Raw genomic sequence first — 24,174 nt, 5'->3', positions numbered from 1 at the left:
GAGTGTCTCTCGATGAACAACCGGACCCTCGCGCGGATCTTCGCGCTGACCGGAGCGGCGGCTCTGGCCTTGTCGGCCTGTTCGAGCGAATCGACCGATGACGCGGCCGGTGACAGCACCGAGTCGGTGTCCGAGACCGTAGAGGTCAGCACCGAATGCGATCCGCCACAGGCGGTCGCCGGGGCCACCCCGGACACCTCGGCGCTCAAGATCGGCACCCTGTTGCCCGAGACCGGCACCCTGGCCTTCCTCGGGCCGCCCGAGGTGGCCGGCGTGCAGATCGCGGTCAAGGAGATCAACGACGCCGGCGGTGTGCTCGACCAGCCAGTCGCCTTGATCACCGGTGACTCCGGTGACACCACCACCGACACCGCCAACACCACCGTCGACCGCGAGCTGGCCGAAGGTGCCAGCGTCATCGTGGGCGCCGCATCCTCGGCTGTATCGCTCAAGGTGATCGACAAGATCGCCAGCGCCGGTGCGGTGATGTTCTCCCCGGCCAACACCTCCGACCAGTTCGTCTGCTACCAGGACAAGGGCATGTACTTCCGTACCGCCCCCACCGACGTGCTGCAGGCCCAGGCGCTGGCTCAGCTGATCACCACCGACGGTGCGCAGCGGGTGGCCATCCTGGCGCTCAACGACCCGTACGGCACCGGTCTGGCGTCCAACACCGTCAAGAACCTGGAGGCGGCCGGCATCCCGTCCGACCAGATCACCAAGATCATCTACGACCCGAACGCCCAGTCGTTCAACGCGGAGGTGGACCGGGTCAAGGAGTTCAACCCGGACGCGGTCGCGGTGCTCGGCTTCGAGGAGACCGCCAAGATCATCACCCGCATGCACGAGGTCGGCATCGGGCCGTCCGACGGCATGCTGGTCTACGGCACCGACGGCAACATGGGCAACGCGCTCGGCGAGGGCGTGGCGCCCGGCCTACTGACCGGGATGAAGGGCACCACGCCGCTCACCGACGTCAGCGATGAGTTCGAGGCCCGGCTCAAGGCCCAGGACCCGAATCTGGTCGACTTCAACTACGCCGGTGAGGCTTTCGATGCCGTCGTCATCTCGGCGTTGGCGGCCGAGGTCGCCAAGTCGACCGCGGGAGTGGACATCGCCGCCAACATCAACGGTGTCACCAAGGACGGCACCAAGTGCACGACGTTCGCGCAGTGCCGCGACCTGGTGCGCGCCGGTGAGGACATCGACTACGACGGTGTGACCGGCGAGTTGGCGTTCACTGATGCCGGCGAACCGTCGGTGGGCTCATACGGCAGCCTGGTGTTCACCGCCGACAACAAGCTCGAGACCACCGACTACATCGTGGTGCAGAGCTGAATCTGAGTTAGCAGCAAAGGGAATCGGCCGGCGCCAGGGGTGCCGGCCGATTTTCTGTGCGGTGCCGCTACACTGCACAAGTCAACCAGGATTCAAGGAGTTATGTTGCGCCCTATACGATTTGGGCTGTCCGTGATGTGTGTCACGACGGCCGCGGTCGGCGCGTTTGTGGCGCTGCCGACGGCGTCGGCGCACTTCTCGGAGTCCGGCTCATGTGACCTGATGTTCGACCTTCGCGATGTGGACTGTGACTGGACGGCCGCGGGCGACCGGGTGTCGATCACCATCGACAACGACTCCGACTACGACATCAGTTGTGCGGCCGAGGCGACCTTCGAAATCTTGTGGGACAGCGATTCGGCGGACATCCGCTCGGGCAACTCCACGACGCTGGTTCTGGATCGGGACCCGTCCGATTCGGAGTGGTACGAGGTCTCCTGCACCAGCGATGATGGTTCGGCCTCGGGGACCGGCGATTTCCACGTCTGGTCCGACTGAGTTACTTCTTCTTCTCCCGGCTGCCGGCCAGCGTGCCCAGATACAGTTCGATCACCTTGGGATCGGTCATCAGGTTGGCCCCGGTATCGGTGTAGGCGTTGGTGCCCTGGTCCAGGACGTAGCCCCGATCGCAGATCTGCAGGCAGCGACGCGCGTTCTGTTCCACCATGATCACCGAGACGCCGGTGGCGTTGATCTGCTTGCAGCGGATGAACACCTCGTCCTGGAACATCGGTGAGAGCCCGGCCGACGGCTCGTCGAGCAGCAGCACCGACGGTTCCATCATCAGGGCCCGGCCCATCGCGACCATTTGGCGTTCCCCGCCGGACAGCGCGCCCGCCTTCACCTTTCGGCGTTCGGCCAGCAGCGGGAACAGCTCGCTGACGAACTCGAACCGTTCGGCGAACTTGGCCGGCCGCAGGTAGGCGCCCATCTCCATGTTCTCTTCGATGGTCAACGCCGCGAACACGTTGTTGTTCTGCGGTACATAACCGACGCCCTTGGTGACCAAGACGTGCGCGGGGGCCGCGGTGATGTCCGCGTCGCGCAGCGTGACCGCGCCGGAGCGGATCGGGATGAGCCCGAACAGCGTCTTGAGCAAGGTCGACTTCCCGGCGCCGTTGGGGCCGATGATGCCGACGATTTCGCCGTCGCGCAGATAGAAGTCACAGCCACGCAGGATGTCGACTTCGGGGATGTAGCCGGCCACCAACCGGTCGGCGCGCAGCAGCGCGCCTTCGGCGCATCGGGCGTGCCCCTCGGGGGTGGATTCGGTCATCAGCGGTCACCCTCGATCGGCTCGGACAGGTCGCCGCCGGCTTCGATGGTCTCCAGCACGGCCTGCTCGATCTCGTCGGCCAGCACCGCGGTGGCGCCGACCGGGTTGCCCTCGTCGTCGAACTCCAGGGCCTGATCGTGGTGGCTGCCCAGGTAGGCGTCGACGACGGCGGCGTTGTCGGCCAGGACCTCCGGCGGTGACTCCGCGATGACGGTGCCCTGCGCCATCACCACCACCCAGTCGCTGATGTCGCGGATCACGTCCATGTCGTGCTCGACGAACACCACGGTCATGCCGTCGTCGCGCAGCGATTTGACGTGTTCGAGCAGATTCTGGGTGAGCGCCGGGTTCACGCCGGCCATCGGCTCGTCGAGCATGATCACCTTCGGATTGGTCATCAACGCGCGGGCCATCTCCAGCAGCTTGCGCTGGCCGCCGGACAGCGAGCCGGCCATGTCATGGGCCTTGGTGTCCAGCTTGAACCGGGTCAGCATGGCGTGCGCGCGTTCGGTGATCTCGGCTTCCTGACGCCGCCACGTCCGCAGCAGCGCGGGCAGGATGCGTTCACCCTGCTGACCCGGTGCACCCAGTCGGACGTTGTCCAGCACCGACATTCGGGACAGCGCCTTGGTCAGCTGGAAGGTGCGCACCACACCGTAGCGGGCGACCTCATGCGGGTGCCGCTTACCGAGGTCGACGCCGTCCACCGACCAGGTTCCGGTGTCGGCCCGGTCGAAGCCGGTCAACAGATTGAACAGCGTGGTCTTGCCGGCGCCGTTGGGCCCGATTAGCCCGGTGATCGCGCCGCGCTGGATTTCCAGGTGATCGACGTCGACTGCGCGCAGACCTCCGAACGAACGGGATACCTTGTCGGCCACCAGGATCGGGTCGGGTTTGGCCGAGCCCGCGGCGGCGGTGACGCCGGTAAATGCTGCCCGGGCGGCCAGGTCGGGTGCCTCAACCATCGAGTTGCACCTCCCGTCTCTTGCCCATGATTCCTTGTGGTCGGAACACCATCAACACTGCGATCAGGACACCGAGCAGTACGTACCGGGTGGCGCCCACCTGGGCGTCGGTCAGCGGCAGCAGCGGGTCCGGGCCGGCGATGGCCTGCCGCAGCAGGGCGTCCGGGATGGCCAGCAGGAACCAGAACAGCATGGCGCCGATCACCGGACCGAACACCGTGGCCGCACCGCCGAGTAACAGCGCGCCGAACGCGTAGAAAGTCTGCGCGGTGGAGTAGAAGTCCGGGTGAATCGACTTGGTCTGCAACGCATTGAAGACGCCGCCCAGCCCGCCGATCATGCCGCCGAGCACCAGGGCCTGCAGCTTGTAGACGAAGACGTTCTTGCCCAGCGAGCGCGCGGCGTCCTCGTCCTCGCGGACGGCCTTGAGTACCCGACCCCACGGGCTGTGGGTGAGCAGGTAGACGAACCCGCACAGCAGGATCACCAGCGTCCAACCGACCAACATGGCCCACAGGTCGTCGCCGACGAACTTCACGCCGAACAGCGAATAGGTACGGCTGGAATCGAACGGGCTGAATCGGGTGAACGGGTCGGCGAAACCGTAGATGCCGTTGGTGGACCGGGTCACCGGATCTGATGCCGTGGAACGGAATATCAAGCGCAGCACCTCGGCCGCTGCGATGGTCGCGATGGCCAGGTAGTCGGCGCGCAATCGCAGGGTCGGGATGCCGAGCACCACGGCCAGCAGTCCGGCAGCCGCCAGGCCGACCAGTACGCCGACCCACAGCGGCTGCTGGTAGGTCACGGTCATGATGCCGACCCCGTAGCCGCCCAGCAGCGCGAAGCCGATCTGGCCGAAGTTCAGCAGACCGGTGTAGCCGAAGTGCAGGTTGAGCCCGATCGCCAGCAGGGCGTAGAAGATCGCCGACGGGCCGACCAGCTGGGCCAGCGAGGTCTGCAACACACTGAGCAGGTCCATTCCGGCGTCACCCGATCCTTTCCCGGGAGCCCAGGATGCCCTGAGGCCGGACGATCAGGATCAGGATCAGCACCAGCAGACCGCCGACGTACTTCAGGTCCGGGTTGATCACCAGCGTCGACCACTGCACCAGCAGACCCACGATGATGCAGCCCAGCAGTGCGCCGTAGGCGGTGCCCAGCCCGCCCAGGGTGATGCCGGCGAACATCAGCAGCAGCAGCTTGAAACCCATCTCCCACTGCGCGCGGCCACCGAGCTCGGAGAATGCCAGCAGGATGCCGCCCAGCGCCGCCAGCGCGCCGCCCAGCACCCAGACGACCATGATCACGCGCTCGACGTCGATGCCCGACGAGGCCGCCAGGTCCCGGTTGTCGGCGACCGCGCGCATGGCCTTGCCGATCCGGGTCTTCTGCAGCATCAGGGCGACCGCGATCAGCACCACGACGCTGATCCCGATGCTGAGCAGGTTCATGTCGGTGATCGCGATCGGACCCCACTGTCGTTGGGTGTTGACCGGATAGTTCTCATAGGCCTGCGTGCGGTCGGAGAAGAACATCAGGATCAGGTAGCGCAGGATCAGCGCCAGCCCGATCGACACCACGAGTTGCGGGATCAGCCCGACTCTTCGTTTTCGCAGCGGTCGCCACACCGCGGCGTTATTGAGCCAGCCGATGGCCGCGCCCACCACGATCGCCAACAGGGCGGCCGGCAGCAGTGCCATACCCATCGCGGCGTTGAAGGCCCAGGTGACCACCGCGCCCAGGGTGACCAGTTCACCGTGCGAGAAGTTGGTCAGACCGGTGACGCCGAAGATCAGGCTCAACCCGATCGCGGCCACCGCGATCACCAGGCCGAACCGCAGACCGTCGATGGTCAGTCGGATGAAGCGCTCGTAGAACGGCGTCGACATCCCGGTGCGCGCCTCGCCGAAGGAGAAGACGACGGTGTTGGGGCGGCCGGCTGCCACCGTGCGCTGCACCGAACCCTGCACGCTGACACCGTCGGGCAGGGTTTCCGGATCCACCTCGAAGACCCGCGGACCGACCGTGACCTGCATGGTCCACCGGCCGGTTTCGTCGGAGGTGGTGCTGGTGAGCTCGGTGCCGTCGGCGTCGAGTGCGCGCACCGTGACGTCGGGAACCGGTTCGCCGGCATTGACCAGGCGGCCGGACACCGTGGCGGTGTCGTCGTCGGCCCAGGCCAGTCCCGCGCCGCCGAACAGTGTGGCCAGTAGTAGCACCAGGCCTACCAGTACGGTGCGCACGAAACCTCCGTCTTTTCCCCCGCAGCGCGTTGCGCGGCTTCCGGGACTGTATAGCGTGCAGCGCCGGTGCGCCGCGCACACGCCCCGTCGACTGCTGGCGGAATATTTATTGATACTGGCATTCCTGCCACTGTTAATTCGGTTGCGGCCGGGTGGACAGTAAGAACATGACGACTCTGCTGGTGTTCACCTCGATGCTGGTCATCCTGTCGGTGGCCGCCGTGTTGGGCTGGACTCCGGACACCCACCGCGATGCCAGCCCGCACGGGAGTCTGGATTTCTGAGCCGGCTTTGCCAGAATGGCGCGGTGTCAATTACGCGCGGATGGGTAGTGGCCTCGGCCGCGGTGGTGGCACTCGTCGCCGCCGGATGTCAGGCAGGGGGAGCGGACCGGGACGAGTCCGCGGCAGCGCCGAGCATCGTCGCGCAACTCCAGATCGACCAGAACGGCGATCAGGTCCGGGCCGAAAGCGCTGCGGCACCGGCGGACCCGGCCGGTGACGGGACTGCGGTGTGCCCACCGCTGTCGATCGCGATGGCCGGTGCCATCGACGGTCGCGGTGCCGGACTGGGCCGCAACATCAATGACGGTGTGCAATTGGCGGTCGATCAGCACAACGAGGCCAACCCGGGCTGTCAGGTGCAACTCAAGGTGTTCGACACGCACGGGGATCCCGAGCAGGCCGCCCAGGCGGCCGAGCAGATCGTCGACGACGCCTTCACCGTCGGACTGATCGGTCCGGAGTTCTCCGATGAGGTCAAGGCGGCGGGGGAGATCTTCGCCGAGGCCGGGTTGCCCGCGCTCACGCCGTCGGCGACCGCGGTGACGTTGGCCGAACAGGGCTGGCGGACCTTCTTCCGCGGCGTGGCCAACGACGGGGTGCAGGGCACCGCGGTGGCCAACTACCTGACCAGACAGCGCGGAGCCAGCAAGGTCTGCGTGCTCGACGACGGCACCGGGTACGGCCTCGGCCTGGCTTCGGCGGTGCGTGAGGTGCTCGGCACCGCGTCCAATGCCGGCTGCGCAGTGACGATCGAGCATGGGGCACAAGATTTTTCGGCCGCGGTCGCCGCGGTGGCCGAACGGGCGCCGGACACCGTGTTCTTCAGCGGTTACTACGGCCAGGCTGCCGAACTGGTCAACGCGTTGCGCGACGCCGGGGTCTCGGCGCAGTTCGTCGGCGGTGACGCCGTCAACGACCCGACGTTCGTCGAGCAGGCCGGCGACGCCGGACTCGGCACGCTGCTGTCCTGCTCATGTGGGCCGGCTCCGGCCGACTTCGCCGAGGCCTATCGGAACAAGTTCGGCTACCAGCCGGGCACCTACAGCGCGGGGGCCTACGACCTGGGCACGATCTTGCTCGCGGCCATCGACTCGGGTGCGCGCACCCGTTCGGCGGTGCTGGACTTCGTGCGCAACTACGACGGTCAGGGACTCGAACGCCGGTATCAGTGGACCGACTTCGGTGAGCTGACCAGCACCCTGATCTGGATCTACCAGGTGCAGTGACTGCTCACCCGTCGATCCGAAAACGCTTGCGCCGCGCGGTCATTCCGGACACCAGTTGCACCGCACTGCGCGCCACCCCGAAATGCTCGGCCAGCACTTTGGTGACGGCGTCGTTCGCCTTGCCGTCGACCGCGCGCTCGCGCACGTAAACGATCAGCTCGCCGTCTGGGCCGGGTTCCACCAGCGGGCCCTTCTTGCTGCCCGGTTTGACCCACACCGCGACGATGCCGGCCATGATCAGCCGTGGCCTCAGCGCGCCACGATCACCGAGGAACCGTGCCCGAACAGGCCCTGGTTGGCGGTGATACCGACGGTGGCGTCCTCGACCTGGCGGCCGGTGGCCTGACCCTTGAGCTGCCAGGTCAGTTCGCAGACCTGTGCGATGGCCTGGGCCGGGATGGCCTCACCGAAGCAGGACAGACCGCCGGAGGGGTTGACCGGGACGCGGCCGCCGATCGCGGTGGCGCCACTGCGTAGCAGCTGCTCACCTTCACCCTTGGCGCACAGGCCCAGGTGCTCGTACCAGTCCAGTTCGAGCGCGGTGGACAGGTCGTAGACCTCGGCCAGGCTGACGTCCTCGGGGCCGATGCCGGCCTCGTCGTAGCCGGCGTCCAGGATCTGATCCTTGAACACCCGCTCCGGGGCGGCCACGGCCGCGGTGGAATCCGTTGCGATGTCCGGCAATTCGGGCAGATGCTGCGGATAGCGCGGGGTCACCGTGGAAATCGCGCGCACCGACGGCACACCGTTGAGCGAACCCAGGTGCTTGCGGGTGAAGTCCGCGCTGGCCACGATCAACGCGGCCGCGCCGTCGGAGGTGGCGCAGATGTCCAGCTGGCGCAGCGGGTCGGCGACCACCGGGCTGGCCAGCACGTCCTCGACGGCGGTTTCCTTGCGGTAGCGGGCCATTGGGTTGGCCACGCCGTGCCGGGAGTTCTTCACCTTGACCTGAGCGAAGTCCTCGGCGGTGGCGCCGTAGAGGTCCATCCGGCGGCGCGCCAGCAGCGCGAAGTACACCGGGTTCATCGCACCGATCAGGTGGAAACGCTGCCAGTCCGGGTCGTTGCGGCGTTCCCCGCCGACCGGAGCGAACGCGCCCTTGGGGGTGGTGTCGGCGCCGATCACCAGTGCGACGTCGCAGAACCCGGCCAGGATGTGCGCGCGTGCGCTTTGCAGCGCTTGCGATCCCGACGCGCAGGCCGCGTAACTCGACGACACCGGCACGCCGTTCCAGCCCAACTTCTGCGCGAACGTCGAGCCGGCGATGAAGCCCGGATAGCCGTTGCGGATGGTGTCGGCCCCGGCCACCATCTGGATCTGGGGCCAGTCCAGCCCGGCCTCGGCCAGCGCGGCGCGCGCCGCGACCACGCCGTACTCGGTGAAGTCGCGGCCCCATTTGCCCCACGGGTGCATGCCGGCACCCAGGATGTACAGCGGTTCTGGAGTCGTCCGGCTCATGCGATCCTCCAGGCGTGCGTGGTGCGTTCGACGCCGTCGTCGTCGGTGTAGAGCACCATCGTGGTCAGTTCCATCTCCATGCCGACCTTCAGGTCGGCGGCCAGCGTGCCGTCGACCACCTTGCCCAGCACGATCAGACCCTCGTCGGCCAATTCGACCGCGGCGATCGCGAACGGTTCGAAGGGATCCGGCGCCGGATAGGGCGCCGGCGGCGGGTACCGATTCTCGGTGTAGCTCCACACCTTTCCGCGCCGGGACAGCTCGACCAACTCGAGCACGTCACTGTCGCAGGCCGGGTTGGGGCAGTTGTTCTCCCGCGGCGGAAACACGTAGGTGGCGCACTGTGGGCACTTGCCGCCGATCAGGTGGGTGGCACCGGCGTCGTCGGTGGAAAACCACCCGTCGAGCGCGGGTTGCGAAGTCGCTGCTGACACCTGGCCAGCCTAAACGATCGTGGATGCAGAACTGAAACGTGTTCCAGTTTTGTCCCGCTGATCGAGATGTGACCGGCGGTGGACGACTGGACGGCCAGGCTGTCGGCGCGGGTGCCTAAAGTGAGCAAGGTGAGCCCAGCCAAGACCGCCGCGACCGCTGCCGACGACAAGCCCACGTTGATGCTGCTGGACGGCAACTCGCTGGCCTTCCGGGCGTTTTACGCACTGCCCGCGGAGAACTTCAAGACCCAGGGTGGTTTGACCACCAACGCGGTCTACGGGTTCACCGCCATGCTGATCAATCTGCTGCGCGACGAAGGACCCAGTCACATCGCCGCGGCCTTCGACGTGTCCCGGCAGACCTTTCGCAAGGACAAGTACCCGGCCTACAAGGAGGGTCGGTCCGCGACCCCGGACGAGTTCCGCGGTCAGATCGACATCACCAAGGAAGTGCTGGCCGCGCTGGGCATCACCGCGATGGCCGAACCGGGTTTCGAGGCCGACGACATCATCGCGACGCTGGCCAGCCAGGCGGCGGCCGAGGGCTACCGGGTGCTGGTCGTCACCGGCGACCGGGACGCGCTGCAACTGGTGAACGAGGACATCACCGTGCTCTATCCGCGCAAGGGGGTGTCCGAGCTGACCCGGTTCACCCCGGACGCGGTGCAGGAGAAGTACGGACTGACCCCGGCCCAGTACCCGGACTTCGCGGCGCTGCGCGGTGACCCGAGCGACAACCTGCCCGGCATTCCGGGGGTGGGGGAGAAGACCGCGACCAAGTGGATCGCCGAGTACGGCTCGCTGCAGGGTTTGGTCGACAACGTGGAGAAGGTCAAGGGCAAGGTCGGCGACTCGCTGCGGGCCAACCTGTCCTCGGTGATCTTGAACCGCGAGTTGACCGACCTGGTGCGGGACGTGCCGTTGGCGCAGACCCCGGACACCCTGCGGATGCAGCCCTGGGACCGGGACCGGATCCACCGACTGTTCGACGATCTCGAGTTCCGGGTGCTGCGCGACCGGTTGTTCGACACGCTGGCCTCGGTCGACCCCGAGGTCGAGCAGGGTTTCGATGTGCGCGGCGGACCGTTGGTGCCCGGCGAGTTGGGTGCCTGGCTGACCGAGCACAGCGACGGCCGCCGGTTCGGTCTGGCGGTGGCCGGCACCCACCTCGCCTACGACGCCGACGCCACGGCCTTGGCCATCGTGTCCGCCGACGGGGAGGGTCGTTACATCGACACCACCGCGCTGGACCCCGACGACGAAGCCGCGCTGGCGTCCTGGCTCGCGGACCCGGGCCCGCCCAAGGCCGTGCACGAAGCCAAGTTCGCCATGCACGATCTGGCCGGCCGAGGCTGGCAGCTCAACGGCGTGACCTCCGATACCGCGCTGGCCGCCTACCTGGTGCGGCCCGGACAGCGCAGCTTCACCCTCGATGACCTCTCGTTGCGCTATCTGGCGCGCGAGCTGCGCGCGGATGCCCCAGAACAGCAACAACTTTCACTGCTCGACGACAGCGACGGCGTCGACGAGCAGGCCGCACAGACGTTGATCCTGCGGGCCTGTGCGGCACTCGACCTGGCCGACGCGCTGGACGCGGAGCTGGCGCGGATCGAATCCTCGTCACTGCTCGAGCGCATCGAGTTGCCGGTGCAACGGGTACTGGCCGACATGGAGGCGCGCGGCATCGCGGTGGACCTGGATCGGCTGACCGAACTGCAATCCAGCTTCGCCGACCAGATCCGGGATGCCGCCGAGGCGGCCTACGCCGTGATCGGCAAGCAGATCAACCTGGGCTCGCCAAAGCAGTTGCAGGTCGTGCTGTTCGACGAGTTGGGCATGCCCAAGACCAAGAAGACCAAGACCGGCTACACCACCGACGCCGATGCGCTGCAGTCACTGTTCGACAAGACCGGGCATCCGTTCCTGCAGCACCTGTTGACCCACCGCGACGTCACCCGGCTCAAGGTCACCGTCGACGGTTTGCTCAACGCGGTGGCCTCGGACGGCCGGATCCACACCACCTTCAACCAGACCATTGCCGCGACCGGCCGGCTTTCCTCCACCGAACCCAACCTGCAGAACATCCCGATCCGTACCGACGCCGGCCGGGAGATCCGCGACGCGTTTGTGGTGGGCACCGGCTATGTCGAACTGATGACCGCCGACTACAGCCAGATCGAGATGCGGATCATGGCGCACCTGTCCCAAGATGCCGGTCTGATCGAGGCGTTCAACACCGGGGAGGACCTGCATTCGTTCGTCGCGTCCCGGGCTTTCGGTGTCGAGATCTCCGATGTCACACCGGAATTGCGTCGCCGGGTGAAGGCCATGTCGTACGGGCTGGCGTACGGGTTGAGCGCCTACGGGTTGGCTCAGCAGCTCAAGATCTCCACCGAGGAAGCCAAGGAGCAGATGGAGGCCTACTTCACCCGGTTCGGTGGGGTGCGGGACTATCTGCGGGCGGTGGTCGACCAGGCCCGCAAGGATGGTTACACCTCGACGGTGCTGGGCCGCCGGCGCTATCTGCCGGAACTGGACAGCAGTAACCGTCAGGTGCGCGAAGCCGCCGAACGGGCCGCGCTCAACGCCCCGATCCAGGGCAGCGCCGCCGACATCATCAAGGTCGCGATGATCGAACTGGAGCGCGGTCTGCGGGATGCCGGTCTGCAGACCCGGCTACTGCTGCAGGTGCACGATGAACTGGTGCTCGAGGTCGCCGATGGGGAACGCGACGCGGTCGAAGCCCTGGTGCGGGAGAAGATGGGCGGCGCCTACCCGTTGGACGTTCCGCTGGAGGTCTCAGTGGGGTACGGCCGCAGCTGGGACGCCGCAGCACACTGAGCTCCCTGCCATGACCGACCAGTCGATCCGCTTCCTCGCCCGTCTGGGTGCGGCGATGAGTGCCTCGAACTATCCGGTGACGCTGGTCCGGGAGATGCTGGAACGCAGCTCTGCCAGATACCGGGTGGACAACTCGGTCGTCGCATTGCCCAACCATGTGCAGGTGGTGGGGTCGGCCGGAGCGGCCGGCTCGATCGTCGAGACCGCGCACGTGGAAAGGCCGTTGCGGTTCGACCAGATGTTTCCGCTGGCGCGGTTGGTGTCGGCAGCATTGGCGGCCCGGGTGTCGCCGGCCGACGGGCAGGCCAGCTTGGACCGGATCGTCGGCAGCCCGGCGCCGTACCCGGTCTGGGTCACCGTCCTGGGGTACGGAATCCAAAGCGCCGGTCTGGCTTTGGTGCTCGAACCGACCTGGCTGAACGCGCTGACCGCGTTGGTGCTCGGGCTGCCGGTCGGTATGTTCTGGACGGCCGGTCAACGCGTGGCCGGCCTGGCGCCGCTGGCCCCGGTGGTCAGCGCGTTCGCAGTGACCGCGATCTGCATCCTCGGAGCGCAACGACTGGGCCTGGACCACGTGGGTCTGCGCGCACTGATCCCGCCGTTGGCGATGTTCCTGCCGGGCGCGGCGATCACGTTGTCGGTGATCGAATTGACCTCGCGCGATGTCATCTCCGGGTCGAGTCGGCTGATCGCCGGGTTCATCCAGTTGGTGCAGCTGGCGTTCGGCATCCTGATCGCCGCGCAATTGTTGCGCCTGGACGAACACCAACTCAGCGCGGCCGCCGTGAACCACATCGGCTGGTGGGCACCGTGGCTGGGTGTCGCGGTGTACGCGCTGGGGGTGATGTTGTTCCTGGCGCCACCGCCGTCGTTCCTGCCCTGGTTGCTGATCATCGCCTACGCCGCCTATCTGGGCCAGTTCGCCGGTGATCTGGTGTTGGGCAGCTACGCCAGCGGCTTTTGCGGCGGTTTGGTGCTGACGCTGATGGCGTTGTTGATCTCGCGGCGCGCGAGCGCACCTCCTGCCATCACCCTGATCCTGCCCGGGTTCTGGCTGCTGGTGCCGGGCTCGATGGGCCTGATCGGGATCACCGAACTGTTCGGCGCGGAGGGGGATTCGGCGCTGCCCGCCACCTTGATCTCGATGATCTCGGTGGCGTTCGGGCTGCAGGCCGGTCTGGTGCTGTGGCGGCTGGCCCGCACGCGGCGCCGGTAAGCACCACGCTAGCGCGCGGGGTAGCCCTGCAAGCGCGCCAAGGTTGCGCCGGCCGATTGGCGGACCGCGTACAGCCGGTGGGTTTCCTCGTCGCGCAACGCGATTGCCCAGGGGTCGGCGAACCCGCGATCGAGCCGGTCCTGCGCGAACGCCAACTTGACCACCTGGGTGGCGAAGGCTTTCACGTCGTCATGGGCGCCGGACGGGCCGACGCGGCGAGCCGCGGCGATCGCGAGCTTGCGGGTCCGCATGGAATCCAGCCAGGTGGCCTCGCTGGGGCTGATCAGGCCGGCGGCCAGCATGCCGGGCAGCTTGGCGGCCACGATCTGCTGCTCGCGCCGACGGCCGTAGAGCGCCAACACGATCGCTGCGACGAAGATCGGCACCATCCAGACCACGTACAACCCGAAGTAGACCTGGGGGCCGAACAGCGCCGAACCGTTCCACAGTCCGTGCATCAGCACCGCGGCCAGGTAGCCGACCAGGATGCAGCCGGCCTTGGCCAGCAGGCTGCGACGGTGCAGGGCGAAATACACGCCGATCCCGATGAACGTGGTGAACAGCGGATGTGCGAACGGCGCCATCACCAGCCGCAGCGCCGCGGTGACCAACGAGGTCGCCATGTTCTCCCCGCTGGCGATGTAGAAGATGTCCTCGATCCAGGCGAAGCCCGCCGCGGTCAGGCCGGCGAACACCAGGCAGTCGGTCAGCGAGTTGAGCTCGTGGCGGCGGCGGCCGGTCATCATGATCAGCAGGAATAGGCCCTTGGCGGCTTCCTCGATCAGCGGCGCGCCGACCGCGATGGTCAGCGGACTCGAGCTGGCGTCTGGTCCGGCGCCGGCCCGCAGTGTCGCGTCGAAGACCAACTCCAGCACGATCGAGATCACCACGGCCACCGACGCGCCCCACAGGAACGCCATGATCAGCAGCCGTGGCGGCTCGGGCTCCCAGCGGTCCAGCCAGAGATAGCAGCCGACCACCACGACCATCGCCACGGTGGTCAAGACGAAGCCGAGGATCGCGCCGGCCGGGTTGGATGCCGTGATCACCACCAGCAGCAGCGCGGTCAACGTGCCCAGCGCGATGATGGCGGCGATCGGCGCCCCAACCCGCCGGACCTTGTTCGGTAATGGACCCGCGGCCGGTGACGTCACGTCCGAGAGCGTAGCGGCCACCGCGCGCTGACCGGGACGCTAGTGTGCTGCGAAGTCATCGTCGAGTGAACGTGGGGGACACCCGAATATGAGCTTTCCGCCGGCGTCGTACCCGGGGCCACTGCCGGTCAAGCGCCGGGTCTGGCCGTTCGTGCTGGCCGGTGGTGTGGCGGTGCTGGTGGCCGCTCTGGTGGGCGCGATCGCCGCGATCGTGACGTCCGGTCCGGACGCCGGGGGCCCGGTCGCCGGACAGCTGAAGGGCACCTACCCGACCAAACCGACGGTGACCTGGCAACTCGACGCCGAGGAGGTGTTCGACCGGGCCAACTTCGTGCGCCCGGACAGCACGTCGTTCCAGTACCTGCGGCCCGGTTTCCTCGACCTGGGCGACACCCTGGTGACCACGGCGGTGCTGCCGCAGAGCGACCGCCCGGCCAGCCTGGTGGCTGTGGACGCGGTCACCGGGGAGATCGCATGGACCGCCGAGGCCGGCTTCAAACCGTTGTGCGCCAGCGCAACCATCGACGATCTGCTGCCCTGCGTCGGCCGGGACGCGACCTTCGGTCTGGGCAGCGCCGTGACCTCGGTCCGGTTCATCGCGCTGGCCGACGGCGCGGTGGACCACGCGATCGAGGTGCCCGAGCACACCTACGCGGTGGCCGTGCAGGATTCGGCGGTCTACACCTTCGGCTACGACCCCGAGGAGCGCGCCCGGGTGATCACCAAGGGCAGCGCCACGGACCTGACCGCCGATTGGCGCCAGACCTACCCCGACGCCGGCGCCGACGACCAGTGCCCCGGGTCGGGCGACACCGATCACCGCGGCGTCGACGGCGGCGTCGTCTACAACGGCAGCGACATCGGTGTCACGGTGGCCGCCGCCGAGGACGGCCGGCGGCTGGCCGACGAGGATCTGCAGCACCTCACCGTCTACCCGGGTCAGGGTTTCGCCGGGCGCACCTGCACCGCCGATCACCGGGTCTACACGACGCGGGTTTTCAACGAGCAGGGCCGCCAACTCGATGCCATCGAGGCCGACGCGATGGCCGGCATCGTGGCCGCCGAGCCGTGGCTGGTGGCACCGGACACCGAGCAGCCGTTCATCTTCGGCCGGACCGCCTACGAATTCGGCAGCGGCGCCGAGCTCTGGCAGGCCGACGGGGCCGACGAGATCAACGCGTTGCGCACCGTCATCGGCGACACCGTGCTGGCCGGCGGGCACTGGTCGGAGGGGCTGGCCGATCCGCTGCCGCTGGCTGCCTTCGACCTGGCGACCGGGCAGCACCTGTGGACCCGGGACCTGGCCGGCGAGTTGGAGCTGTCCGACGGCCAACGCGTGCTGATCGGCGCCGAGGAAACCCTGACCGCGGTGCATCTGGGCACCGGGGATATCGAATGGACGTTGAACCTGCCCGGGCGCGGCTATCTGGAGCCGGCCGGCCAGGGTTTCGCCGCAATGGATGCGCAGTCGCTGCGCTACTACGCGCCCACCGGGCCGGCCGCGGTGGCACCCGGACGCGCGTCGATCACCGACACCGACGGCCCGGACCGGGCCGGCCTGATCACCAAGTGCGGCAAAACCCCGGAGCTGACGCCGGTCGAGTACCGCACCGAGGACGGCGCTCTGATCGTCACGATGCAGATCAAGGCCAGCTGCCCGGGCGGCGACATCGTCTCGACCGACGACCTTCGGATCCGGATCAGCGATCCCCGCGGTGAGATCGCCGCGGGGAAGTTCGACTTCTCCGAGCAGCCGCTGCTGCTGCCGGGCGAGGACTACGGCGACGACCGCGCCGTCGAGCAGGACCTGAAGTTCGAGGTGGGCAGTTTCTGGCGGTTGCCCAACTCGCTGGGCGAATCCGGCGGGTCCGGTTCGACCGGCAACGGTCCGGTCGCCGCGGCCGGCGATCAGCTGGTGGACTGCACCGACGAGGGCACCAGCCGCGGGCCTGACCGGGTCGAGGACGCGCTGATCGGGGAGCTCGAGGTCCGCACCGCGTCGGGCACCGGGACCGCACCCGACCGCGACCCCGAGGCGGTCGCGCTGGACGCGCTGCGCGCCCAGGCCGACGCCGACGCCCCGTTCATCAGCTCCGACCTCGCCGAGCGCTGGGTGCCGCAGGTGTCGTCGAAGCAGCCTGGCCTGGTTGCCGTCGACGTCGACGGCACCACGATGGTGACCTGGACTCCGCAGCAGATCCTCGATCAGCATCTGCGGTTGCGGATGCAGTATCCCGAGGTGCGGTTGCTCTGGAGCGACGAGTGGAGCAGCTTCGACATCCGCAGCTGGTGGGTAACGGTGGCCGGGCTGACGTTCGCCGGCCCGGACGAGGCCAACGGCTGGTGCGATTCGCACGCCATCCCGACCAACGAATGCTTTGCCAAGCTGGTCAGCAACAGCCGTGGCCCGGAGGGCACGACCAAGTACCGGTGGTGACCAGTTTGTCCAGCGTGTGCCACGTCGGTTAGGCTCATGGGGTACTCGTGTGCGCACTCTTCGCGCGAGTTCGAAAAGACAAGAATCCTGTCCCTACGATTAGAACCTGTCCGGAGCAACCCACCACATGCCAAGTCCCTCCGTCACCTCGCCGCAAGTAGCCGTCAACGACATCGGCTCGGCTGAGGACTTTCTCGCCGCTATCGACAAGACCATCAAGTACTTCAACGATGGCGACATCGTCGAGGGCACCATCGTCAAGGTTGACCGGGACGAGGTCCTCCTCGACATCGGTTACAAGACCGAAGGTGTCATCCCATCCCGTGAACTCTCCATCAAGCACGACGTCGACCCCAACGAGGTCGTTTCCGTGGGCGATGAGGTCGAAGCCCTGGTCCTCACCAAGGAGGACAAGGAAGGCCGCCTGATCCTGTCCAAGAAGCGCGCGCAGTACGAGCGCGCCTGGGGCACCATCGAGGAGCTCAAGGAAAAGGACGAGGCCGTCAAGGGCACCGTCATCGAGGTCGTCAAGGGCGGCCTGATCCTCGACATCGGCCTGCGCGGCTTCCTGCCGGCATCGTTGGTCGAGATGCGTCGCGTGCGCGATCTGCAGCCGTACATCGGCAAGGAGATCGAGGCCAAGATCATCGAGCTGGACAAGAACCGCAACAACGTGGTGCTGAGCCGCCGCGCCTGGCTGGAGCAGACCCAGTCCGAGGTGCGCAGCGAGTTCCTCAACCAGCTGCAGAAGGGCGCCATCCGCAAGGGTGTGGTCTCCTCGATCGTCAACTTCGGCGCATTCGTCGACCTGGGCGGCGTGGACGGCCTGGTGCACGTCTCCGAGCTGTCCTGGAAGCACATCGATCACCCGTCCGAGGTGGTTGCGGTGGGCGACGAGGTCACCGTCGAGGTGCTCGACGTCGACATGGACCGCGAGCGGGTTTCGTTGTCGCTCAAGGCCACTCAGGAAGATCCGTGGCGCCACTTTGCCCGCACCCACGCGATCGGGCAGATCGTGCCGGGCAAGGTCACCAAGCTGGTGCCGTTCGGTGCATTCGTCCGGGTCGAGGAGGGCATCGAGGGCTTGGTGCACATCTCCGAGCTGGCTGAGCGGCACGTCGAGGTGCCCGACCAGGTGGTCGCCGTCGGCGACGACGCGATGGTCAAGGTCATCGATATCGACCTGGAGCGGCGCCGGATCTCGCTGAGCCTCAAGCAGGCCAACGAGGACTACACCGAAGAGTTCGATCCGTCGAAGTACGGCATGGCCGACAGCTACGACGAGCAGGGCAACTACATCTTCCCCGAGGGCTTCGACGCCGAGAGCAACGAATGGCTCGAAGGCTTCGACACCCAGCGTCTGGAGTGGGAGGCCCGCTACGCCGAGGCCGAGCGCCGGCACAAGATGCACGCCACGCAGATGGAGAAGTTCGCTGCGGCCGAGGCCGAAGAGGCTGCCCGCCCGACGTCGAACGGCTCGCGTTCCGAGGAGTCCGCCGGCGGGTCGCTCGCCAGCGATGCTCAGCTGGCCGCGCTGCGTGAGAAGCTGGCCGGCAACGCCTGATCTCGCGGCCTGTATCGCAATAGCACACCAGAACTCCCCGGCTCACCGCGAGCCGGGGAGTTCTGCGTTGCGGCCTCCTGACAGACTGTGCGAATGCTTCGTATCGGTTTGACCGGCGGGATCGGCGCCGGAAAGTCCACGGTGTCGGGCACATTCGCCGAATGCGGCGCGATCGTGGTGGACGGCGACGTGATCGCGCGCGAGGTCGTCGAACCCGGCACCGAAGGCCTGGCCAAGCTGGTCGACGCGTTCGGGCACGACATCCTGCACGACAGCGGACCTCAGGCCGGCGCGCTGAACCGGCCGGCGCTGGCGGCCATCGCGTTCAGCGATGAAGACCATCGAGCCACCTTGAACAGCATCGTGCATCCACTGGTGGCACACCGGCGCTCGGAGTTGATCGCGGCCGCCGCCGAGGATGCGGTGATCGTCGAGGACATCCCGCTGCTGGTGGAATCGCAGATGGCGCCGATGTTTCCGTTGGTGGTGATCGTGCACGCCGACGAGGACCTGCGGGTGCAGCGGCTGATCGAACACCGCGGCTTCAGCGAAGAAGACGCCCGGGCCCGGATCGCCGCGCAGGCCACCGAGCAGCAGCGCCGCGCGGTCGCCGACGTGTGGCTGGACAACTCGGGCAGCGCCGCCGACCTGAAGGAACGCGCACTGACGCTGTGGCACCAACGCATCCTGCCGTTCGCGCACAACCTGCAGCAGCGGACCCCGGCCCGGGCACTTCCCACCGTGCTGCCGCACGACCCGGACTGGGCCGAACAGGCCCGCCGCATCGTGGCCCGGTTGAACACCGCCTGCGGGCACCGCGCGCAGCGCATCGACCACATCGGGTCCACCGCGGTGCCCGGCCTGGACGCCAAGGACGTGATCGACATCCAGATCACGGTGGACTCGCTGGCCACCGCGGACGAACTCGGCGACGCGTTGTTGACCGCGGGCTACCCCCGAGTGGACTCGATCACCGATGACGTGCCCAAGCCGGACGCCCACAGCACCGTGGCCGAGTTCGACCACGCCGAAGATGCCGGCCTGTGGCACAAGCGTTTTCACGCCTCCGCCGATCCCGGTCGGCCCACAAACGTGCACATCCGGGTGGCCGGTTGGCCCAACCAGCAATTCGCGCTGCTGTTCGTCGACTGGCTGGCGGCCAACCCGGCCGCGCGCGCCGACTATCTGGCCGCCAAGCGGCACGCCGCGCAACATGCGTCGGCCGACACCGGCGCCTACGCCGAGGCCAAGGAACCCTGGTTCCTGGACGCCTACCGACGCGCCTGGAACTGGGCCGACGGCACCGGCTGGCGGCCTCGCTAGTGGTCAGCGACCTGGCCTGGTTCGTCGCGGGCCTGGTGGCGCTGATCGGCGGCGCCGAGCTGCTGGTCCGGGGCGGCGCGCGGCTGGCCGCCCAGCTCGGTATCCCGCCGATCCTGGTCGGGTTGACCGTGGTGTCGATCGGGACCAGCATGCCGGAACTGGCCGTCGGCATCCGGGCGGCCGCCGACGGTAGCGGTTCGCTGGCGGTCGGCAACATCGCCGGCACCAACATCGTCAACCTGCTGCTGATCCTGGGGCTCAGCGCCTGCCTGCGCCCGCTGTCGCTGCAGTTGCGCACGCTGAAACTGGATCTGCCGATGATGACGGCCGCGGCCCTGCTGCTGTGGCTGCTGGCCGCCAACGCGACGCTGTCGATCTTCGAAGGTGCGGTGCTGATCGCGTGCGCGATCGGCTACACCGCGGTGCTGGTCCGCTCGGCCCGACGCGAACCGGTGGAAGTGCAGGTGGAATTCGGCGCGGAGTATCCGGCCGACGGCAACGGCAACGGTGCGCGCCGGGAACGCGCGCTCCGCCACCTGGTCTATCTGGTCGGCGGCATCGTCGTCGTGGTGATCGGTGCCGACTGGCTGGTGAACGGGGCCGTCGGGATCGCCACCGACTTCGGCATCTCGGAGGCCGTGATCGGTCTGACCGTGGTGGCCATCGGCACCTCGGCACCCGAACTGGTCACCACCGTGGTCGCGACCGTCCGCGACGAACGCGACATCGCGATCGGAAACCTGCTGGGCAGCAGTGTGTACAACATCCTGCTGATCCTGGGCGTCACCGCGGTGGCCGCGGGCCAGCCGCTGTACCTGGACTGGCACCTGGTGCACGTGGACATCCCGGTGATGGCCGCGGTGGCGCTGCTGTGCATCCCGATCTTCATCACCGGGCGCCGGGTCAGCCGAACCGAAGGCGCGCTGATGGTCGCCGGCTACCTGGGTTACCTGAGCTACCTGCTGGTGACGCAGACCTGAGCTAAGCGGCCGGGGCGGCCTCGGGCGCCGGATCGGCGGCCGGGACGACCGGGTCGGCGCCCGGACCGGCCGGCGGTACCGCCTCCACCGGGTCGGTGTTCACCACGTTGCCGGTCGGGTTGACCAGCGGGGCGCCGCAGGTCAGCTTGCCGTAGTCGGGTTCGTCGTCGGCCGGGGTGAGCCGAGGCTTGATGAACTCGTCGGCCTGGGCCACGATCGCGTCGTCGACCAGCACCTCACAGTGCAGGTTCGCTGAATACGGCCACTGGATGGACACCTGCATACCGGCCAGGTCGGCGTTGGACAGCACGGTCTGCGCCTCGAACGTGCGGCCCGGCAGCATCGTCGGGTCGACGCTTTGCACCTGCTCGTCGTTGAGCTTGTAGGTGATCAGCGCGCCGCGGGCCACGCCGTCCACCCGGGCGCGGTAGGTGACGTTCCGCAGGTCTTGGCCCGGGGCCGCGGTGGGGCCGGTGACCGGCTCGACCACCGGTTCCACGGCCGGATCGACGGCCGGTTCCACGGCCGGATCGACGGGCGCTGCATCGGCCGGTACCGGTTCCGGTGTGGGTTCCGGGTCGGCCAGGGCGATCGTGGGGGCCAGCTGCGCGCAGGCGGCAACCAGCGCCGTTGCCGCGGCCGCAGCTGTAAAGCTGAACTTCATGGTCTTCGACATTACCGGTCTTGTCGCCAGGACAGCTCGACACCGTTACTTCGAAGCCAGCTGTGCAGGTCGTGGCTGTGTGCGGCCAGGCCCGCGACCGCGGCCACCGCGGTCTGGATCGCCCGCTCGGCGACATCCGCGCTGACCAGCCCGATGTGGTGGGCCTCCAGGAGTTCGTCGACGTCCACCAGTTCGGTGCGCTGCCCGGTGTAGAGCACCAGATCCAGGTAGTGGTCCACGGTCTGCCACACCTGATCGGTGCCGGTGATGGTGCACACGTCGAGGTAGAAGTCCTGGTCGCGGTGGTGTCCCGGATTCCAGTGGAACACCGTGACTCGCAGCCCCAGCTCCGGCAGCAGCCAGGACTCCAGGTAGTGGAACTGGGCCCGGCCCGGGGTGGGCCGCGCCAGGTACAGGCCCCACGGGGTGCGGGTGTAGACATCCACCGCCCGGACGATGCCCTTGGGGTCGGTATTGGTCCGGGCGGACAGGTCGAAGATCTCGTGCTTGGGTGCGTGGATGGGCCTCAGCCTAGGCGCTGGCCCCGACATCGGCCTGTCCTGTCGGTGCTCCGGCCTACGCTGGTGAACATGGCTTTCGCTACCGAACATCCCGTGGTCGCGCATTCGGAGTACCGCGCGGTCGATGAGCTGGTGCGCACCGGCGCCCGCTTCGAAGTGGTCAGCAGTTACGAGCCGGCCGGTGACCAGCCCGCCGCGATCGACGAGCTGGAACGCCGGATCCGGGCCGGGGAGCGTGACGTCGTGCTGCTGGGCGCGACCGGTACCGGTAAATCAGCCACCACGGCCTGGCTGATCGAACGGTTGCAGCGGCCCACCCTGGTGATGGCGCCGAACAAGACGCTGGCCGCGCAGTTGGCCAACGAGCTGCGGGAGATGTTGCCGCACAACGCGGTCGAGTACTTCGTCTCCTATTACGACTACTACCAGCCGGAGGCCTACATCGCGCAGAGCGACACCTACATCGAGAAGGACAGCTCGATCAACGACGATGTCGAGCGGCTGCGGCACTCGGCCACCTCGAGTCTGCTGTCGCGGCGCGACGTCGTGGTGGTGGCGTCGGTGTCCTGCATCTACGGTCTGGGCACGCCGCAGTCCTACCTGGACCGGTCGGTCGAGCTCTCGGTTGGCGACGAGGTGCCCCGCGACGGTCTGCTGCGGTTGCTGGTCGACGTGCAGTACAACCGCAACGACGTGGCCTTCACCCGCGGCACCTTCCGGGTGCGCGGCGACACCGTCGAGATCATCCCGTCCTACGAGGAACTGGCGGTCCGGATCGAGTACTTCGGCGACGAGATCGAGGCGCTGTACTACCTGCATCCGCTGACCGGGGACGTGGTCCGCAAGGTCGACTCGCTGCGCATCTTCCCGGCGACGCACTACGTGGCCGGACCGGAGCGGATGGCGATGGCGATCTCGACCATCGAGGCAGAACTCGAAGAGCGGCTGTCCGAGCTGGAAGGCCAGGGCAAGCTGCTGGAAGCCCAGCGGCTGCGGATGCGCACCAACTACGACATCGAGATGATGCGCCAGGTCGGGTTCTGCTCGGGCATCGAGAACTATTCGCGGCACATCGACGGCCGGCCGGCCGGTTCGGCACCGGCCACGCTGCTGGACTACTTCCCGGAGGACTTCCTGCTGGTCATCGACGAGTCGCACGTCACCGTCCCGCAGATCGGTGGGATGTACGAGGGCGACATGTCGCGCAAGCGCAACCTGGTCGACTACGGCTTCCGGCTGCCCTCGGCGGTCGACAACCGTCCGCTGACCTGGGAGGAGTTCGCCAGCCGGATCGGGCAGACGGTGTATCTGTCGGCCACCCCGGGCAACTACGAGATGGCGGCGGCCGGCGGCGAGTTCGTCGAGCAGGTGATCCGGCCCACCGGCCTGGTCGATCCGAAGGTTCTGGTCAAACCCACCAAGGGCCAGATCGACGACCTGATCGCCGAGATCCGGCTGCGGGCCGAGCGGGATGAACGCGTGCTGGTCACCACCTTGACCAAGAAGATGGCCGAGGACCTGACCGACTACCTGCTGGAGATGGGCATTCGGGTGCGTTACCTGCACTCCGAGGTGGACACGTTGCGCCGGGTCGAGTTGCTGCGCCAGCTGCGGCTCGGTGATTACGACGTGCTGGTCGGTATCAACCTGCTGCGCGAGGGTCTGGACCTGCCCGAGGTGTCGCTGGTGGCGATCCTGGACGCCGACAAGGAGGGATTCCTGCGTTCGCCGCGCAGCCTGATCCAGACCATCGGCCGCGCGGCCCGCAACGTGTCCGGTGAGGTGCACATGTACGCCGACACCATCACCGACTCGATGAAGGAAGCCATCGACGAAACCGAACGTAGGCGGGCCAAGCAGATCGCCTACAACGAAGAGCGGGGCATCGACCCGCAGCCGCTGCGCAAGAAGATCGCCGACATCCTGGATCAGGTGTACCGGGAAGCCGAAGATTCCGAAGGCGTCGAGATCGGCGGCTCGGGGCGTAACGCGTCGCGGGGTCGTCGGGCGCAGGGCGAACCTGGACGCGCGGTCAGTGCGGGCATCATCGAGGGTCGCGACACCAGCTCGATGCCGCGCGCCGAACTGGCCGACCTGATCAAGGACCTGACCGAGCAGATGATGAGCGCGGCGCGGGATCTGCAGTTCGAGCTGGCGGCCCGGATCCGCGACGAGATCGCCGATTTGAAGAAGGAATTGCGCGGGATGGACGCGGCCGGACTCAAGTGAGCGCTCTACGGTGTATCG

General features: G+C 67.6%; 20 protein-coding genes. 10 read left to right on the top strand and 10 right to left on the bottom strand.

Going from position 1 to position 24,174, the window contains the following annotated elements:
• The first annotated feature begins 12 nt into the window (after window positions 1-12).
• Complete coding sequence (locus AC5Y3P_RS18970; RefSeq protein ID WP_500047474.1) at window positions 13-1,338, top strand: ABC transporter substrate-binding protein; 1,326 nt, start codon at window positions 13-15, stop codon at window positions 1,336-1,338.
• Window positions 1,339-1,473: 135 nt separating this feature from the next.
• Window positions 1,474-1,836, top strand: a complete 363-nt coding sequence (locus AC5Y3P_RS18965) for a hypothetical protein (RefSeq protein ID WP_500047473.1) — start codon at window positions 1,474-1,476, stop codon at window positions 1,834-1,836.
• A 1-nt stretch (window position 1,837) separates the two neighbouring features.
• Here the strand turns inward: AC5Y3P_RS18965 and AC5Y3P_RS18960 are convergent, their stop codons facing one another.
• Genes AC5Y3P_RS18960 through AC5Y3P_RS18945 form a run of 4 tightly spaced genes read right to left on the bottom strand, consistent with a single transcriptional unit; the run spans window position 1,838 to window position 5,792 of the window.
• Entirely contained in the window at window positions 1,838-2,614 is a 777-nt protein-coding gene (locus tag AC5Y3P_RS18960; RefSeq protein ID WP_500047472.1) for an ABC transporter ATP-binding protein, read from the bottom strand.
• The gene (locus AC5Y3P_RS18955; RefSeq protein ID WP_500047471.1) at window positions 2,614-3,579 is read right to left on the bottom strand and encodes an ABC transporter ATP-binding protein; all 966 of its coding nucleotides are present in this window, start codon (window positions 3,577-3,579) and stop codon (window positions 2,614-2,616) included. The genes AC5Y3P_RS18960 and AC5Y3P_RS18955 overlap by 1 nt, the downstream gene beginning before the upstream one ends.
• A complete protein-coding gene (locus AC5Y3P_RS18950) occupies window positions 3,572-4,561 on the bottom strand; it encodes a branched-chain amino acid ABC transporter permease (RefSeq protein ID WP_500047470.1) in 990 nt (329 codons plus the stop codon). The genes AC5Y3P_RS18955 and AC5Y3P_RS18950 overlap by 8 nt, the downstream gene beginning before the upstream one ends.
• A 7-nt stretch (window positions 4,562-4,568) precedes the next feature.
• A complete protein-coding gene (locus AC5Y3P_RS18945) occupies window positions 4,569-5,792 on the bottom strand; it encodes a branched-chain amino acid ABC transporter permease (protein WP_500047491.1) in 1,224 nt (407 codons plus the stop codon).
• Between the two features lie 340 nt (window positions 5,793-6,132).
• Between AC5Y3P_RS18945 and AC5Y3P_RS18940 the strand changes: the two genes are divergently transcribed.
• The gene (locus tag AC5Y3P_RS18940) at window positions 6,133-7,335 is read left to right on the top strand and encodes a branched-chain amino acid ABC transporter substrate-binding protein (protein WP_500047469.1); all 1,203 of its coding nucleotides are present in this window, start codon (window positions 6,133-6,135) and stop codon (window positions 7,333-7,335) included.
• A gap of 4 nt (window positions 7,336-7,339) precedes the next feature.
• Here the strand turns inward: AC5Y3P_RS18940 and AC5Y3P_RS18935 are convergent, their stop codons facing one another.
• Genes AC5Y3P_RS18935 through AC5Y3P_RS18925 form a run of 3 tightly spaced genes read right to left on the bottom strand, consistent with a single transcriptional unit; the run spans window position 7,340 to window position 9,227 of the window.
• Window positions 7,340-7,570 (bottom strand): DUF167 domain-containing protein, encoded by a 231-nt coding sequence (locus AC5Y3P_RS18935; RefSeq protein WP_500047468.1) that lies wholly within the window; start codon window positions 7,568-7,570, stop codon window positions 7,340-7,342.
• Between the two features lie 14 nt (window positions 7,571-7,584).
• The gene (locus tag AC5Y3P_RS18930) at window positions 7,585-8,793 is read right to left on the bottom strand and encodes a lipid-transfer protein (protein ID WP_500047467.1); all 1,209 of its coding nucleotides are present in this window, start codon (window positions 8,791-8,793) and stop codon (window positions 7,585-7,587) included.
• A complete protein-coding gene (locus AC5Y3P_RS18925; protein ID WP_500047466.1) occupies window positions 8,790-9,227 on the bottom strand; it encodes a Zn-ribbon domain-containing OB-fold protein in 438 nt (145 codons plus the stop codon). Before AC5Y3P_RS18925 ends, AC5Y3P_RS18930 begins: the two co-directional genes overlap by 4 nt.
• A 180-nt stretch (window positions 9,228-9,407) precedes the next feature.
• On the opposite strand from AC5Y3P_RS18925, the gene polA reads away from it, so the two are divergent.
• Complete coding sequence (gene polA / locus AC5Y3P_RS18920) at window positions 9,408-12,068, top strand: DNA polymerase I (protein ID WP_500047490.1); 2,661 nt, start codon at window positions 9,408-9,410, stop codon at window positions 12,066-12,068.
• A gap of 10 nt (window positions 12,069-12,078) precedes the next feature.
• Complete coding sequence (locus AC5Y3P_RS18915; protein ID WP_500047465.1) at window positions 12,079-13,284, top strand: threonine/serine exporter family protein; 1,206 nt, start codon at window positions 12,079-12,081, stop codon at window positions 13,282-13,284.
• An 8-nt stretch (window positions 13,285-13,292) separates the two neighbouring features.
• Here the strand turns inward: AC5Y3P_RS18915 and AC5Y3P_RS18910 are convergent, their stop codons facing one another.
• Window positions 13,293-14,438 carry a PrsW family intramembrane metalloprotease gene (locus tag AC5Y3P_RS18910; RefSeq protein ID WP_500047464.1) on the bottom strand — a complete coding sequence of 382 codons (1,146 nt, stop codon included), beginning with the start codon at window positions 14,436-14,438 and terminating at the stop codon, window positions 13,293-13,295.
• An 88-nt stretch (window positions 14,439-14,526) separates the two neighbouring features.
• Here AC5Y3P_RS18910 and AC5Y3P_RS18905 point away from each other — a divergent pair, with 88 nt between their 5' ends.
• The 4 genes from AC5Y3P_RS18905 (at window position 14,527) to AC5Y3P_RS18890 (ending at window position 20,742) form a co-directional block, all read left to right on the top strand.
• A complete protein-coding gene (locus AC5Y3P_RS18905; RefSeq protein WP_500047463.1) occupies window positions 14,527-16,875 on the top strand; it encodes an outer membrane protein assembly factor BamB family protein in 2,349 nt (782 codons plus the stop codon).
• Between the two features lie 127 nt (window positions 16,876-17,002).
• A complete protein-coding gene (gene rpsA, locus AC5Y3P_RS18900; protein WP_500047462.1) occupies window positions 17,003-18,439 on the top strand; it encodes a 30S ribosomal protein S1 in 1,437 nt (478 codons plus the stop codon).
• Window positions 18,440-18,532: 93 nt separating this feature from the next.
• On the top strand, window positions 18,533-19,762 hold the full coding sequence (coaE, locus tag AC5Y3P_RS18895; protein WP_500047461.1) for a dephospho-CoA kinase: 1,230 nt from the start codon (window positions 18,533-18,535) through the stop codon (window positions 19,760-19,762).
• Window positions 19,762-20,742 carry a calcium/sodium antiporter gene (locus AC5Y3P_RS18890; RefSeq protein WP_500047460.1) on the top strand — a complete coding sequence of 327 codons (981 nt, stop codon included), beginning with the start codon at window positions 19,762-19,764 and terminating at the stop codon, window positions 20,740-20,742. Before coaE ends, AC5Y3P_RS18890 begins: the two co-directional genes overlap by 1 nt.
• Before the next feature lies 1 nt (window position 20,743).
• Here the strand turns inward: AC5Y3P_RS18890 and AC5Y3P_RS18885 are convergent, their stop codons facing one another.
• Entirely contained in the window at window positions 20,744-21,406 is a 663-nt protein-coding gene (locus AC5Y3P_RS18885) for a hypothetical protein (protein ID WP_500047459.1), read from the bottom strand.
• 11 nt (window positions 21,407-21,417) lie between these two features.
• Window positions 21,418-21,927: a ribonuclease FAU-1 family protein gene (locus tag AC5Y3P_RS18880; RefSeq protein ID WP_500047489.1), complete on the bottom strand. Its 510-nt coding sequence runs from the start codon at window positions 21,925-21,927 to the stop codon at window positions 21,418-21,420.
• A gap of 69 nt (window positions 21,928-21,996) precedes the next feature.
• Here AC5Y3P_RS18880 and uvrB point away from each other — a divergent pair, with 69 nt between their 5' ends.
• The gene (gene uvrB, locus AC5Y3P_RS18875; protein ID WP_500047458.1) at window positions 21,997-24,156 is read left to right on the top strand and encodes an excinuclease ABC subunit UvrB; all 2,160 of its coding nucleotides are present in this window, start codon (window positions 21,997-21,999) and stop codon (window positions 24,154-24,156) included.
• The last annotated feature ends 18 nt before the right edge of the window (window positions 24,157-24,174 follow it).

This window comes from Mycobacterium sp. NGS45, from assembly GCF_059812645.1.
The sequence above is the reverse complement of the archived record's forward strand: the minus strand, read 5'-3'. Positions and strand labels throughout refer to the sequence as shown.